Origin of the sequence: Moritella sp. 5, from assembly GCF_018219455.1 — a bacterium.
Lineage (GTDB): Bacteria > Pseudomonadota > Gammaproteobacteria > Enterobacterales > Moritellaceae > Moritella.
This window is the reverse complement of sequence record NZ_CP056122.1, coordinates 2,547,659-2,563,095: the sequence shown is the minus strand read 5'-3', so window position 1 is coordinate 2,563,095 and position 15,437 is coordinate 2,547,659. Positions and strand designations below refer to the sequence as shown.

At 37.8% G+C, this 15,437-nt stretch carries 16 protein-coding genes and 1 pseudogene; 14 read left to right on the top strand and 3 right to left on the bottom strand.

The features are described 5' to 3' along the window. Nucleotides 1–31: 31 nt before the first annotated feature. The 7 genes from HWV01_RS11610 to HWV01_RS11580 all read left to right on the top strand — a co-directional run bounded on the left by HWV01_RS11610 (nt 32) and on the right by HWV01_RS11580 (nt 8,488). On the top strand, nt 32–592 hold the full coding sequence (locus HWV01_RS11610; RefSeq protein WP_211671627.1) for a cell division protein ZapC domain-containing protein: 561 nt from the start codon (nt 32–34) through the stop codon (nt 590–592). 153 nt (nt 593–745) lie between these two features. Next, nucleotides 746–2,878, top strand: a complete 2,133-nt coding sequence (gene rlmKL / locus HWV01_RS11605) for a bifunctional 23S rRNA (guanine(2069)-N(7))-methyltransferase RlmK/23S rRNA (guanine(2445)-N(2))-methyltransferase RlmL (protein WP_371816322.1) — start codon at nt 746–748, stop codon at nt 2,876–2,878. Further along, nucleotides 2,878–3,114: a glutaredoxin family protein gene (locus HWV01_RS11600; RefSeq protein ID WP_211671625.1), complete on the top strand. Its 237-nt coding sequence runs from the start codon at nt 2,878–2,880 to the stop codon at nt 3,112–3,114. Before rlmKL ends, HWV01_RS11600 begins: the two co-directional genes overlap by 1 nt. A 166-nt stretch (nt 3,115–3,280) precedes the next feature. Further along, nucleotides 3,281–5,191 (top strand): ABC transporter ATP-binding protein, encoded by a 1,911-nt coding sequence (locus tag HWV01_RS11595; RefSeq protein ID WP_211671624.1) that lies wholly within the window; start codon nt 3,281–3,283, stop codon nt 5,189–5,191. 15 nt (nt 5,192–5,206) lie between these two features. After that, complete coding sequence (locus HWV01_RS11590; RefSeq protein WP_211671613.1) at nt 5,207–6,955, top strand: DUF3466 family protein; 1,749 nt, start codon at nt 5,207–5,209, stop codon at nt 6,953–6,955. Nucleotides 6,956–7,110: 155 nt separating this feature from the next. Continuing rightward, a complete protein-coding gene (gene rmf, locus HWV01_RS11585) occupies nt 7,111–7,287 on the top strand; it encodes a ribosome modulation factor (protein ID WP_067049208.1) in 177 nt (58 codons plus the stop codon). A 331-nt stretch (nt 7,288–7,618) separates the two neighbouring features. Beyond that, on the top strand, nt 7,619–8,488 hold the full coding sequence (locus HWV01_RS11580; RefSeq protein WP_211671611.1) for a PEP-CTERM sorting domain-containing protein: 870 nt from the start codon (nt 7,619–7,621) through the stop codon (nt 8,486–8,488). 214 nt (nt 8,489–8,702) lie between these two features. Here the strand turns inward: HWV01_RS11580 and HWV01_RS11575 are convergent, their stop codons facing one another. After that, nucleotides 8,703–9,122, bottom strand: a complete 420-nt coding sequence (locus tag HWV01_RS11575; RefSeq protein ID WP_211671603.1) for a hypothetical protein — start codon at nt 9,120–9,122, stop codon at nt 8,703–8,705. 191 nt (nt 9,123–9,313) lie between these two features. Further along, complete coding sequence (locus HWV01_RS11570; protein WP_211671599.1) at nt 9,314–9,601, bottom strand: glutathione binding-like protein; 288 nt, start codon at nt 9,599–9,601, stop codon at nt 9,314–9,316. Between the two features lie 414 nt (nt 9,602–10,015). Here HWV01_RS11570 and HWV01_RS22510 point away from each other — a divergent pair, with 414 nt between their 5' ends. The 5 genes from HWV01_RS22510 to HWV01_RS11545 all read left to right on the top strand — a co-directional run bounded on the left by HWV01_RS22510 (nt 10,016) and on the right by HWV01_RS11545 (nt 13,802). Beyond that, nucleotides 10,016–11,305 carry a PAS domain-containing methyl-accepting chemotaxis protein gene (locus tag HWV01_RS22510; protein ID WP_211671596.1) on the top strand — a complete coding sequence of 430 codons (1,290 nt, stop codon included), beginning with the start codon at nt 10,016–10,018 and terminating at the stop codon, nt 11,303–11,305. 521 nt (nt 11,306–11,826) lie between these two features. Continuing rightward, nucleotides 11,827–12,228: a DUF2007 domain-containing protein gene (locus HWV01_RS11560; protein WP_211671594.1), complete on the top strand. Its 402-nt coding sequence runs from the start codon at nt 11,827–11,829 to the stop codon at nt 12,226–12,228. A 37-nt stretch (nt 12,229–12,265) separates the two neighbouring features. Further along, a complete protein-coding gene (locus HWV01_RS11555) occupies nt 12,266–12,751 on the top strand; it encodes a GNAT family N-acetyltransferase (protein WP_211671591.1) in 486 nt (161 codons plus the stop codon). Nucleotides 12,752–12,773: 22 nt separating this feature from the next. Then, complete coding sequence (locus HWV01_RS11550; RefSeq protein ID WP_211671588.1) at nt 12,774–13,301, top strand: GNAT family N-acetyltransferase; 528 nt, start codon at nt 12,774–12,776, stop codon at nt 13,299–13,301. A 24-nt stretch (nt 13,302–13,325) separates the two neighbouring features. Beyond that, nucleotides 13,326–13,802, top strand: coding sequence for a GNAT family N-acetyltransferase (locus HWV01_RS11545; RefSeq protein WP_211671582.1), 477 nt, complete (start codon nt 13,326–13,328; stop codon nt 13,800–13,802). A gap of 335 nt (nt 13,803–14,137) precedes the next feature. On the opposite strand, the pseudogene HWV01_RS11540 reads toward HWV01_RS11545, so the two are convergent. Beyond that, nucleotides 14,138–14,379, bottom strand: a pseudogene (locus HWV01_RS11540) (IS110 family transposase); the annotation flags it as partial. A 131-nt stretch (nt 14,380–14,510) separates the two neighbouring features. Here HWV01_RS11540 and HWV01_RS11535 point away from each other — a divergent pair. Together HWV01_RS11535 and HWV01_RS11530 are read left to right on the top strand one after the other, a co-directional pair. Further along, nucleotides 14,511–14,819 (top strand): hypothetical protein, encoded by a 309-nt coding sequence (locus HWV01_RS11535; protein WP_211671577.1) that lies wholly within the window; start codon nt 14,511–14,513, stop codon nt 14,817–14,819. 124 nt (nt 14,820–14,943) lie between these two features. Continuing rightward, complete coding sequence (locus HWV01_RS11530) at nt 14,944–15,333, top strand: HIT family protein (protein WP_211671574.1); 390 nt, start codon at nt 14,944–14,946, stop codon at nt 15,331–15,333. Nucleotides 15,334–15,437 lie beyond the last annotated feature (104 nt).

The following is a 15,437-nucleotide window of genomic DNA, read 5'->3' as shown; positions in this document are numbered from 1 at the left end:
CTAAAGAGTTAATTACATTACTGGTATCAGGATGTTACTAGAACCAAGCAATAAATGGTATTGGCAATACGACTGCGCAAGTCAATTCATCGTCATTCAATTATCCGATGGGCTTGCGATGTCTTGCCATTTAGATAAACGAAACATGAATAGTTTGTGTAAAGGCCGAATCAATTTTTGTGCCGAGGATTCAAGCTATTATTACTATTTCTTAGAATCACTCAAAGATTTAGCATTAAGTGTGCCTGAAAAAGTACAAATTGCATTGAACGGGGTGACTAATTTACGGTTTCATAAAGTAAAAATGCCGCAAAGCTGGTTCTTTGAATATAATTATTCTGATGACAAGTTTAGTACGGGTGACGTTATTACTTTATCGTTAAGGGGTGATAATGTTCAGTTTGTTATTTTAGAAGCAGATGATCGTGTTTCAACGTGTATGCTATTAGAAAGTAGTGTGCAACTTTCTGACTCTAAAACGTTAAATCAGTTTGATGTTATCCGAGTAATGAATGATCGTGTTAAACTGCAGAATACAGTAGAAAAAGCGCTAGCAGATGATTCTTTTTCCTACGTTCAGATCATGGCATAGCATAATCTATCAATAATCCCCCGTTTATCTAATAATTTCCCTAACATTACTATGCGACTATAATGCTGCGTGGTACAATTCGCACCCATTAATAATCACATTCCTTACTTTCTTTCTACTAGAAAGTATCTCGAAATAATATAGGCTTTCAAATTGACTACAATCAACACTTATTTTGCTTCTTCTCCGAAGGGATTGGAACTTCTACTTAAAGAAGAGCTAATTGAACTTGGCGCACAGGATTGCCGTGAAACCATGGCTGGTGTTTCATTTAAATCGACTCAATTAACAGCGTATAAAATTTGTTTGTGGAGCCGCTTAGCATCTCGAGTGACCTTGCAATTAAAAACATTCAAAATCTTCGATGTATTAGACCTATACCTTGCGGTATCAGGCATGCATTGGGAAAAAATATTCGATCTTGATAAAACTTTTGCCGTCTCTTGTTCTGGTACCAATGACAGTATTCGCGATACACAGTTTGGTGCGTTGAAAGTTAAAGATGGTATTGTTGACCGCTTCACGAAAAGTATGAGCGACCGTCCAAATGTCGCTAAAAATGATCCTGATGTACGTATTCACCTACACATTCGTCGTGAAGAAGCGACGCTTTCTCTTGATCTATGTGGTAATGGTTTACATCAACGTGGTTACCGTCAAGGTACAGGTGCGGCACCGCTAAAAGAAAATCTAGCGGCTGCTATTATCAAACGTAGTGGTTATACGGATGGTCTACTTGTCGATCCTATGTGTGGTTCTGCAACATTACTTATTGAAGCTGCATTAATGGCATTAAAAGTACCGGCTGGTATTTTACGTTCACGTTATTGCTTCCAACAACTGAACGATTTCGATCAATCAGGTTGGGAAGAACTGGTTGCACAAGCTAAATACCAAGCACGTAAAAATATTGCGAACAGCGATCTTAAAGTATACGGTTTTGATAAAAGCTGGCGTGTACTTGACCAAGCAAGAGCCAACGTACGTGCAGCAGGCCTAGAACACATTATTGAATTAGAAACTGGTGACGCTAAAAACCTCGTTAACGATTTCACCAGCGAAGGTACATTAATTTGTAACCCTCCATATGGTGAACGTATGGGTGAACAACCTGAACTTATCGTGTTACACCAAGTATTAGGTGAACGTCTGAAGAGTGAATTCTCGGGCTGGAATGTTGCATTCTTCTCATCAAACCCAGATTTACTCTCTCGCTTAGGCATGCGTGCAAATAAACAATACAAATTGTTCAACGGTTCATTAGAGTGTTTCCTTAAGCTTTACCAAATATCATCGATTGCGCGTCAAGCCAAAGCACACGTTGAAACACAAATGACCCCAGGTTTTGCCGAAGACTTCCGTAACCGTTTAAAGAAAAATATCAAACAGTTAACTAAGTGGGCGAAAAAAGAACAAGTTAACTGCTACCGCATCTATGATGCAGATTTACCTGAATACAATGCTGCTATCGATTTATACGGTGATTGGATTGTTGTACAAGAATATAAAGCACCGAAAGACGTACCAGAGCAAAAAGCCAAACAACGTATCATGGATATTGTTGCTGTTACGCTTGATGTGACTCAAATTGATCCGAACAAGCTTGTATTGAAAGTTCGCCAAAAACAAAAAGGCAGTAACCAATACGAAAAAATACAACAAGTTAAGTCAGTGTTTACGGTAAGTGAATATGGTGCTCAATTTGAAGTGAACATGAAAGATTATTTAGATACGGGTCTGTTTATCGATCACCGTTTAACACGTCGTATGATTGGCGAAATGAGTGCGGGTAAACGTTTCTTAAATCTATTCTCATATACAGGCAGTGCAAGTGTTCACGCTATTTTAGGTGGGGCAGAATCATCAGTTACTGTTGATATGTCGAATACTTACCTTGATTGGGCAAAACGTAACTTTGCATTAAACAACATCAGCATGCGTAAGCACGAAGTTGTACAAGCAGACTGTCTAGCTTGGTTAGCACGTTGTGAAGATAAATTTGACCTTATTTTTATTGATCCTCCAACATTCTCAAACTCAAAGCGTATGGAAGACAGCTTCGATGTAGAACGTGATCACATACAACTGTTTACTTGGTTAGAGAATATTCTATCTGCACGTGGTGAAATTGTTTTCTCTAACAATAAACGTAACTTTAAGCTAGATTTTGAAGGACTCGAAAAACTGGGTCTTAAAGCAACCAATATTACTGAAAAAAATCGTTCTAAAGATTTCGCGCGTAACAAAAACATCAGTAACTGTTGGCTTGTTGAACGAGTAGCATAATGACTAAATACGCGTTCTATACCACAGAAGGTTGCCACTTATGTGAACAAGCTTGGGAATTGGTGACAGCTCAACACTTGGTCAGTGAAATGACACAAGTAGAGATCATCCATGATGAAGATGACATCGCCCGTTATGGTATTCGTATTCCTGTTATTAAGAACAAGGTGACTGATAAAGAAATTGGTTGGCCATTTGATTCTGAAGAATTGGCTGACTTTATCGCACAAGACTAATTTACGTGACTTTATCCGAGTGGATTCTCAATTACAGGTTAATTGTTAACGCTCGGATTTTTTCTATTTTACAACTTTATGTTAGAATCTATCTAACTGCTTGTTTCAACATTACCTATAATGGTTTTATTTTTGAAACAATTGAATTTTATATTGAGGAATTATCGTGGCTGTTATCACGTTACAAAATGCATGTTTAGCCTTTGGCGACTTACCATTATTAAACCATGCCGATGCTGTATTTGAACGAAAAGAACGTGTTTGTCTTGTAGGCCGTAATGGTGCAGGTAAATCGACAATGATGAAAGTTATTGGCGGCGAAATTCAACTTGACGATGGTGTCCTTAGAATTGAACAAGATGCAGTTGTTTCTCGTTTAGAGCAAGATCCACCAAAAGTAAGCGGCGTGACAATCTTTGATTTTGTTGCGGGTGGTCTAGCGGACATCGGTCAAGTACTAAAAGATTACCATCACCAAGCGATCCTTGTCGGTGAAGATTACAGTGAAAAAGCATTAAACAAATTGATGCGTCTACAAGAAGAACTTGATAACCGTAATGGTTGGGAGTTTGAGCAAAACATTGAACAAGTACTTACGCGTTTAGATTTAGAAGCTGACATGTTACTTGATGATTTATCAGGTGGTTGGTTACGTCGCGCAGCATTAGCGCGCGCACTAGCAAGTAAACCAGATATCCTATTACTTGATGAACCAACGAACCACTTGGATATTGAATCTATCCTTTGGTTAGAAGAGTTCTTAAAAGATTTCGCCGGTACAATCATTTTCGTAAGCCATGATAGAAGTTTCATTCGTTCTATGGCAACGCGTATTATTGATATTGACCGCGGTAACTTAATGTCTTTCCCTGGTAACTATGATGAATACCTAGTAGGTAAAGAAGAAGCATTACGTGTAGAAGATGAACAAAATGCATTATTTGACAAGCGCCTAGCGCAAGAAGAAGTATGGATCCGTCAAGGTGTTAAAGCACGTCGTACACGTAATGAAGGTCGCGTTAAAGCACTTAAAGAAATGCGTAACGAACGTAGCGAACGATTGAACGTACAAGGTAAAGCGAAAATTACCGTTGATGAAACATCACGCTCAGGTAAACGTATCTTTGAAGGCGAAGACGTATTCTACGCTTACGAAAACAAGAAAATCGTTAACGACTTTACCTTTAACATTATGCGTGGCGATAAAATTGCATTCGTTGGTCCAAACGGTTGTGGTAAGAGTACATTAATCAAGTTATTGCTTGAAGAATTACAACCACAAGCAGGTATCATCAAATGTGGCACTAAGTTAGAAGTGTCTTACTTCGATCAACATCGTACAGAACTCGATCTTGAAAAAACAGTAATAGACAATTTAGCTGACGGTAAACAAGAAGTTGTAGTAAATGGCAAACCGCGTCATGCACTCGGTTATTTACAAGACTTCTTATTCCACCCACAACGTGCACGTACACCAGTTAAAGTACTGTCTGGTGGCGAACGTAACCGTCTGTTGTTAGCAAAACTATTCCTAAAACCATCTAATCTTTTGATTATGGATGAACCAACCAATGATTTAGATATCGAAACATTGGAACTTTTAGAAGAATTACTTGCCAATTATCAGGGTACGTTATTATTAGTAAGCCATGACCGTAACTTTATTGATAACACAGTAGAAAGTTGCTGGATGTTTGATGGTGAAGGTAACATCACTAACTTTGTTGGTGGTTACCATGATGCTAAGAATCAACAAGCAAATACGCAATCTATGTCAGCAAAGCCAAAGGTAAAATCTGAGGTAGTTGAAAAGCCAGTAAAACAAGAAAAACCAGTTAAGGCTGTTAAAACAAAGAAACTGCCTTATAACATTCAAGTTGAACTTGATAAACTGCCTGCAAAAATGGAACAACTTGAAGCACTAGTTGAAACTTTGCAAGCTGAAATTAATCAACCTGATTTCTTTAATAAGCCTGCTGACGAAACAAAAGCAATGCTTGAACATCTTGCGAGTAAAGAGCAAGAACTAGAGACTGCATTTGCGCGTTGGGAAGAGCTTGAAGAAATGAAAGGCTAAGGAAATCTAAACATAATGCTTTTAAAAAAGACTAAGCTAGCAGGGATTATTAGTCTCGTATTGTGTACAACTGCGGTGGCTTCAACCACCGCTATTGTTGTAGACAGCAGTGGTGCTCACGACTTTGGTCCATATGTGTCAGCAATGGACACGTCAAGTGCTGCTACTGGTACGATGACCAGCGCGACGTACACTCAGAAATATGCACAACAATTTTCATACGATATTGGTGCGCCTTGGACATATAACGAATATTGCGTTTCTGATTCTGATGTGTGTAAGATGTTCTGGAATGGGTCAAAGGCAGATAATAGTGATGGCCTATTCGTTTGGCGTCGTAATATCTTAAATACCTATGGCGATTACAATGGTTCTTATGAATCAGAAACGACGAGCTCAGTAAACACAATTGAAGTGCCTCCAGCAAGTTTACCCCTATCACGTAAAGTCACGGCGTTAGATGGCGCAGTGGAAGTTGGTTATGGGACTTCAGCAGGCAAGATTGTTCGACGTGGTTATTATGGTAAAACACCGCTTGTACCAGAGTTTACTGAAAATGGCGGTTTTAGTTCTGCGTATGATGCCGCAAATGTCAAAGTTAAAAACAGCGAACATTCGGTTGAGTTCGAAAAGAAACTGATTGTTGGTCAAGCAAGTGTACAGTGGTCAAACGCTAATGATACTGGTCGTTTTAATCGCTGTTTTAACTCAGCAGTTAATGATAGCAGAGCAGATTATGATCAACTATATAATTGTCCTGGCTTTGATCTACAAGCAAGCTTTTGGGATGAAAAAGGCACTACTGCTTCATACCTTACTGGTAAAAGGAATTGGTTAAGTGCAGGTAGCAGCGCAACATTTATTGCTAATGCTTATGCGATTAACACATCAGGCTTTGCCGTTGGTTTTTCTACGCAACAGATTTACGAATCGACAAGTGGTGGTCGTGCTCGTGCAACCATATTTAAGCCAACTGTTGAATCCAAAGATGCGCTTTCTTATGCGATGACTGAAATCACAAAGCCTAAAACGGATGCGGGTAGTGATTATAATAGCGTAATTCGCGATACCGTTGCGATTGATATTACAGATACTGTTTATGCCTCAGCTAGTTCATCATTTGCTATTGCAGATGGTACAAATAGTGACTCTCAAGCATTCATCGTTGTTGGCAACCGTACCTATAACCAGCCTCAAAACAGAAGTTATGCAACTGAGTTTTTTACTTATGATGTAAAAACACAAGAAACACGTTACCCATTCATGGCCAACCCTATTAAAGGTGCGAGTTCACAGGTGAGTAAAATCAATAATGACGGTATCGTTGTTGGTTGGCGTGATGATCGAGGGGAAAAATCACCAACAGCAGAAGGTTCTCCACGTTTTCAAAGTGCATTTATCTATGACTACAAAACTAAAAAATCAGCATATTTAGATGATTTATATTGTCAAGGTATCGATGACAGTGATGTTAAATACAGATTTTCTAACGCGATCAGTATTAGTGATCCTGACGTCAATGGAAATGTAGTTGTCGTGTCTAATGCTTTCGATTATAAGAACATTGATAACTATAAGAATAGGCTCGGGTCTACTCCTGTTGTATTAACGATGACAATCACTGCGGATGAATTGGCTAATATGTCCACGACATCACAGTGCCCTATCAAAGCTAAAGAAGAATATTCGCGCAGTGGTGGTAGTATGAGTTGGTTCATATTGTTACCTACTATGTTGCTTTTGTTTCGTCGTTTTAAACGTTAAACGTTAAACGTTAAATATTACGCTTTGTTTCATAAAGCCGCAGTAATTTCATTACTGCGGCTTTTTTATTTGATTTGTCGATTATCTTAACCTATTACTTAATAGAGGCTTGGAAAGTCTCAAGTTTAAGTTAAACATTTTTTGAGGAATCTAGAATGAAGAGACAGAAACGAGATCGTTTGGAAAGAGCATATTCGAAAGGTTATCAAGCTGGAACAGCAGGTAGGTCGAATGAAGTTTGTCCATTTCAAAGCGCAGATTCGCGAGGTCAGTGGTTAGGTGGTTGGCGTGAAGCACAAGAGATCCGAAGTACAGGGCTCTTCATAAAATAATAAACACATAGTAAACACAAAGAAACCCCGTTGGCCCCTGCTAACGGGGTTTTTCTGTTTAATAGCGCCGTTATATCTTTAAATCACTCATTACATTTTCTATCCAGCACCATCGAGGATAACAAATTAAGTATTCAAATAGAGTGTCGATAAGATTTACAATTAATAAATATTTAGATAGGAAAAAACATTAGATAAATCTATTGCGTTGTTTAATTTAACAAAAAAATAATAGGCACACCATTTGCTTTAGGATAGTAGCCAACCGCAATTATCGCCACAATATTTACGAAAAGTGGCTATAAAAAGCGGATTTACCTAGGAGCGTGAAATGAAACATATACTCTGTAAATCATTATTAGCGAGTACTATACTCGTAACCACATCTGCTTATGCAGTGCCTGTGGACCTTGATTTTTCAAACCCATATAACGTTAACTTTGATAAGACTATTTATTGGGATACCGGTCATCTGGCAACCTCAGATGCGGTTGTTCACTATACAAATGTAGGTATGAGTGGCGGTAGCACTATTGATGCTAAGGTTACTGCTACAGTGTTTGGTGATTATGTGTCTGATTGGCAGGCACCAAATTATTCGAATACAAGCGGTGCTGAGCCAAATGGGGATCATGGTTTTCTTTATCGTAGGGATAGCTCATTACCGGGCAATCAAGAAGCAAATGGTGGACTAGAATTTGTTTTTGAATTATTTGATGGTACCGCTGGCCTATCTAATACTTTTACAACTCCAATAATGGCCAATGAATTAAATATTATTGCCTACGATGTTGATGGTGAGTTAGACAATATCGGTAACCAACAAAGTGAAGAGTTACGGGTATTTAAAAGTGATGGCTTAATGTCCTATATCACTGGTACTAACGCGGCAAGTTTAACTGCTACTGATATGGGTGCTACTATTCTGTTTGAAGGTCCGGGTACTAACTTTGCTGAAACTGATACATCAGGTGCTGTTTTATTAACTTATGCCAATACAGATAGTTTTACGTTGCAGTTTGAATCAACGACATATGCGAATATTTCCTCTTTAGATAACCCTATTTTCAGTGCTATTGATGGGGATTTATTTATCCAGTTTACTGGTCCTCCAGTACAAGTTCCTGCACCAATTTCAGTTACATTACTGGGTCTTGGTTTAGTCGGTCTTGGTCTATCAAGAAAAAGAAAAATAGCTTAATGTTATATTTTCAAAATCCCCTGTATCAAGAGGAAGTTATTTTATCTTACGAAAAACATAGCGTTCCAATATCTACAGTATTTCAAAGGAATATTAATAATATATGATTATATGTAGAATTAAAGCTATGATTAATAAAGTAATGGGAGGGTTAGCCTCTCATTACTCCCTTCTAAAATTCAATGGTTAAATAACTAAAATATTTATTCTACTTTTAGTTAGTCATTTTCTTAAACCAATAACTATCCATGCTAGTAACCCAAGTTCCATCTTTTCTTTTAGGTATTACACCAGTCCACATAAGTTCTAACTCTCGGTTGTATGAACCAATAGAGTGTCCACCATATTTCCCTTCAAAAGCTAACACCATAGGTACTTGTCCACTTACACCTGCTTTTCCTTCATAGCAGATTAGTTTATTTTTATGCTCCTGATCTAGAGTGTAACTCACATCAAGGGACACGCAGTTATCTCCACATAAATCGCTAGATGGCGAAATTTTCATCGTGTAGCTATGGGAATTGTCCTGAGACTTCCAGATACCACTTATGTCTTTACATGAGTCGATGTCAGAAGCATAGGCTGTTGATGTTGATAAGCAAAGCAGACTAAGCGAAATTACATTTATTTTCATATGGTTAATTCCATTTTAAAGCCAAAATAACCATGTTACATTTATTGCAGTTTCATTCAACCATGTTTTACTTAAATTGATGTAATTAATGAAATGTTGTGTTGAAAATGGTGCCATAAACTAGATTAATAGACTAATCCTACGCACGTTTATTCCTATTCTGCACTGCGTATAGTTGTAAGTCATAGAATTCATCGAAAATCGCGATATAAGTAATGAAATTTATCTAACTTCGTTTCATTTTTATCGATAAATTCTTGTAACCTTGCAGGCATAGCGTCGGGCCAATCTAGACCATAACCTTTGGGAGTGATTAAAGGCGCTAATAATGATGCCGCGGCTAGATCTGCACGGCTAAAACTATCACCGACTAGAAACTCACGTTGTTGGTATTCGTCATGCAATTTATCAATAGCTTGCTGAATACGGGCTTCTGATTTTTTAGCACCATTTTCATCGATAGCCATTACTTTACGCATTGTAGGTTCGAGCTTCGAAAAAAAGAGCTTAAAAAATAAAGGCCCCCAAAAAGGACCGCCTTGAGTGAAGAAGGGGATTACAATTTTCGGTTCTGCTAATAAAATATGATAACAATAGCGACGAATATGGACTCCAATTTCTACATCACAGTATTTTTCCCATTTTAGTGCTTTTTCTAATAGCTCAGTGTCCTTTGGTGACAGAGACTTTTCAGGATATTCGGCATCTAGATAATTTAAAATAGTGTAAATAATCTAGATGGTTTCATTCTGTATACTAGCAAGTTTTACATATCGAATATAGCTGTAAGTATATGTAAGCAGGTGTAAGGGAGCTTAAGCCGTCGATTTTAATTTAACCTATATTCGCTATACTGGTCATAATTTAATATAGATAATAACTTGAGAGATAGAATGTTTTTTAAGAAAAAGTCACCTGCAATACCGAAGCCTACTTATAACGATGATATTGTCGACTCTATTAATAATTCAGTAGCAGCGATTGAATTTGATAAAAAGGGTAACATAAAAACGGCTAGCCCACTTTTTCTCAAAGCGTTAGGGTATAGTCTTGATGAAATTGAAGGTGAGCATCACCGTATTTTTTGTAGTCAAGAATTTACTACTAGCCATGAATATAGCAATTTTTGGAATGATCTTTCTCGTGGTAAGGCCCTGTCTGGAACGTTCAAGCGCTATAAAAAATCTGGAGATGAAGTTGTTATTGAAGCTACCTATTTCCCTATTATCAAAGATAATGTTGTTGATGGGGTAATGAAAATAGCCAGTGATATCACTATTCAATATAATCAAGCACAGACTCAAAAGGATTTAATTACGGCGCTTAATTGCAGCTTTGCCGTTATTGAGTTCGAGCCGAACGGAACAGTGATAGATGCCAATTCACTTTTCTTGGACACTTTTTCATACACTTTAGACCAAGTAAAAGATTCGCATCATCGCATGTTTTGCTTCGATAGTTTTTATCAAGAACAACCCGACTTTTGGGAAAAACTTTCTAATGGTCATACCTTTTCTGGACGTTTCTTACGAAAAGATATGAATGGGAAAGAAGTATGGATCCAAGCATCGTATAGCCCTGTTTTTGATGCGAATGGCAAGGTATATAAAGTCGTCAAACTTGCATCAGATATAACTTCAGACGTGATGAGGGAATTAGAAATATCAGATGCTGCAAACATTGCATATAGTACTGCAGTCGAAACATCTCAAGTCGCGCTAGAAGGAAGCAAGGTACTTCATGATTCCGTTGAGCTTTCTAACAAGATGTTGGGAAATATAAACTTATCGATACAACAAGTAGAAGAGCTGGGTGTTTTATCTAAAGATGTGTCTGAAATAGTTAAAACCATTAGCGGGATTGCAGCGCAAACGAACCTACTCGCACTTAATGCTGCGATTGAAGCGGCAAGAGCGGGTGAGCAAGGGCGTGGTTTTGCTGTTGTTGCTGATGAGGTCCGCCAGCTAGCCTCTCGCACGTCAGCATCAACTGAAGAAATCAATTTAGTTGTAAGCAAAAATCTTATATTAACGAATGACGTGACAGACTCTATGGTTAAAATTGGTTCTGTAGCAGATGAGACTAATTTAAAAATAACAGAAGTATCTTCTATCATGAATGAAATTTATGAAGGTGCTGAAAGTGTATCAACAGCAGTTAATAGCTTTAAAGATAAGCGTTAATTATTGATACTTGCGTGACCTGTCCTGCTGTCTCAGCTGCGAAAAATGTTGGTTCGCAATGAAGAAAGCAGGGCAGTGAAGGGATTAAGCATAACTCAGTAAGAAAAGAGATGCTGTTTGTTGGATACTATTAACGCCTAAAAATATAATTAAAATTTAACAAACAGCGCATTATGAGTTTATATGGGCTGGCCAACTAACTTGCTTTAAGCTTAATCGATTTGTTACAGTTATTACATTTATAGATACTGCTATAAATTAGTTTTTCAAACCATTTTCTATTCACTTTTACCATTATTGACTTTTTACAGCACTTCATTCTTACTTTTCCTGCGGAGATATCGTTAAATACAGATTTTGGGTAATGATAATTATTATCGCTACCATTAGCAATGGGCAGGCTCAAAAATATATGAATTACACTGTCTTACATTGACGCCGTTTACACGAGGTGAGTGAAACGGTAATCTAGTTGTTTATACGGAGCGCCGTATAAACACTGTTATGCTTCTAGGAGGGGTATGAGTAAATTTGTTGTAGTGTCTAAATATTCATTTCCTTTGGACGCAAATATAGCTAAAGCTAGCTTAGAAAGTGAGGGGATTCCCGCTTATATTGCGGATGAACACACAGTTAATATGCAATGGCTTTACTCCAATGCTATTGGAGGAGTGAGGCTATTTGTCCCTGAGGAATTTGAAACTGAAGCAAAAGCCATATTAGACATGAATTTTTCTGAGGATGTAGATTTAGCTTTTAAAGAAAAGCCCGAACAATGCGCTCAATGTAGTAGTGGTAATGTTATTAATTACACTAAAGGTAAAAAGCCTGCATTCCTATTATTTATATTGTTAGGGTTCCCTTTGTTTTTTTATAAACATGGTAAAAAATGCATGGATTGTGGTTGGTTTAAAGAAACATAAAGGTCAAACGGTGTTATATGCTGCACGAGGTTAACGCATGATAAGAAAAGCCACACAAAGTGACTGTATCAATTTGGCTGTTTTATCGCTGCAGGTTTGGTTACACACTTATGCAACGCAAGGTATCAGAACAAAGCTTTCCCACTATGCATTGTCTACGTTTACAGAGCAATATTTTAATAATATGTTGGATGATTCAACGTGTAACATTTGGGTTTACACCAAAGATGAACACCTTGTTGGTTTTATTGTTGTCGATTTAGCCTCGACCTTTGGTTGCGCCATGAATGGATATGAAGTGAAAACACTATATGTGTCTGAACATTTTCATGGGAAAGGCATTGGTCGAAAATTGCTTGATAAAATCAAAGTTCAACATGGGTATCCATTTTGGTTATCAACATGGGTAAAAAATGAAAGTGCCCTTCGTTTTTATCGCCATTTGGATTTTACAACTATTGGTGAGCTAAACTTTGACATTGATGGTGAACTTCACGAAAATCATGTTCTATCATATTGTTGAGCACAACAAACTGGGAGTTCATATGGAAAGTGAAAGACTTAAGTTAGCTCCACCATCGTTGGAATTTTCCGAACCAATGTATGAAGTAATTGAGGATAGTAGAGCCGAGTTTTCTCAATTCTTGCCTTGGGTTACAGAATCTCTCACGAAAGATGATGTCGTCAAAAACACTCAAGAGGCAATAAGAAACTACGAGGCGTTTATTGGTGAGTTTTGGTTCAACATCATAGAGAAAGAAACTGACTCATTTATTGGCGCAGTCGGATTTATTGTTCGAGATGGATCTGTTCCTTTCTTTGAAATAGGTTATTGGCTACAAACGTCCAAAACGGGCACTGGTTACGTTAGTGAAGCCGTTAAACTAGTGGAAAGGTACGCCTTTCTTGAAAAGGAAGCTAAGCGAGTAGAAATTAAAATGGCGGGCTCAAATACTAAGAGTCAGTTGGTTGCGAAGCGTTGTGGGTATCAACTGGAAGCCCAATTAAACAACGCTAGGCGTCTGCCGTCTGGTGAGTTAGATAGTACGTTAATCTACGCTAAACATACTTAACGCGGCGTTATAAGCGAGTTCATTATGCGTGATAATATCATCGTTAGAGACGGAACATTAACTGATGCAAAAGCAATTCAGGCTATTGCATCTCCTATCATGAAGAGCTACGGGCTTGAACCTGACTTTGCATTTCTTGATTATGAACTTGGACAGTTTGGAAAAAATTATGAAGGTTCAATCGCACAGCTTGTGGCTTGCTTGGATAATGTTGTTATTGGTTCAATTATACTGAAAGTACATAAAGAAAATGTAGCAAAACTTGTTGGGTTTTATATTTCAGATAATCAGCAAGGTAAAGGCGTAGGCAAAAAATTATTGAGTGCTGCTATTCAACGTGCAAAGTTATCTGGGCAAGATGCCATCTACTTAGAAACATGGGATAAAATGGAAGCCGCTACAAGTTTGTATAAAGCAATGGGCTGGAAAAAAACTGAAGATCCGCATCCCGATAGTGGAGCTGAGCGAGCTTACTATCTAAATTTAAAATGGGACTGCTAACAGTTTGTTCGGTTTCGCTTCGCTACACATTTTAGCAAACTATTTCCAGCCCCTTAAATGGACATTGGTATGACTCCCCACGTTAAGTAAAACACAGAGGTCCTTGCTAAAAATATAGCTATAAATTCACTTTATTAAATAAAGTGAGTTAACGTAAGAATGAAGCAAGTATATTCGTCGGTTATCATGCTGATATTCGTGGATCAGCTAACTTTGATTAGCTACCATCCTAACGCCGTCGGTGATTTTGCCACCCCCGATGCTTGATTCTATACGCTAACTCTTCTGGTTCGGGCACGTAGATCACAGTCAGGTCTTCAGACTTGAGTCACTTAGCAACAATGGCCTAGCGATGTTATATCCAATAACTACAAGGACCGGCTTCATAAACGAAGTGCAGCGTTGCATGTGGGTATTTTGATTCGAACCGACGCCCCAATTTTGTAACTGATTGTTTAGTTGATGGATTCTTACCCAGATGAATTGGTTTGACGCCACGCACATCTTCGATATAAACGACCTCAATAAATGATTTGTGCGTGTCCATGCCAATAAAAACTATGTTATGTTTACTCATGCTAGTCTCCAGTTTTATATTTTTGACAAATATATTATGGCTCTGGTTTTTAAAACTAACCCACGAAGTTGGAGGCTAGCACCTTGTGGGAGTCATTATGTCTATAAGTCAACTCAGGATTGGTGATTAAATTGTCAAATATAGGTCATGTTCAATATTCAAAAGGTGATGTCACTGGCGAGCTAAAAGCAGTTTGGGTGCACGATGATTATGGAAGAGGCACAGGTTTAGCTACTGGGAATGCAAATTCTGAATTCGAGGGCAACTACCAAATCAAGTATTTTGATGAAAATAGCATTTTTCTGGCTGAGCTTGATTTAGAGATTATCAATAATGGTAGTAGCTATAATGTGACTTGGAGTAAGAGTGGTCGCGTTACTAGTGTTGGTATAGGAATGGAAAACGCTAGCACATTAACTGTAGGTTACTATGATGTGTAGTGACTTATAATAAGCTAATTAATAAGGATAAAAACAGTGACTGTTTTCGTTCTTCAACATTTAGCCAACAATTTTTAGCCCATTATTTGGGTGTTTTAAGCCAAATCGAAAGTATAAGGAAAATATGACGATAGTTGAACAAATAGTTAGTCGTGAAATAGACGCTGTTATCATTTTTGAGTCAGCTAACGTTATTGCTTTTGCGGACTATGATCCTATTAACTTTGGGCATTTACTTATAGCCCCAACGTTTCCCTATGAAAATTTCATTGATGTTCCAGAGTTAGTATTCAAAGAGATAAATGAAGTGGCTAGAGATTTATACCGTAGGTTGGATTCTAAGTTTAACCCTGATGGCATCAGCTTTATTCAAAATAATGGTAAGTTTAATGATTTAGGTCATTATCATCTACATGTATTCCCACGTTTCGAGGGTGATAAGTTTCGTTGGCAAAGCAGTAATTTGGGAATTCAAAACATAAATGACTTACGCAAGTCGTTAGAAGGTTTATAACAAGCCTCTGAATTAAGAGTCACCAAGGCTGTCTGCCATTGCTGTGCAAATCGTCCACCAGCATATAGTTAACTTATTAACTTATTAGAGGGGCGTTTACGGCA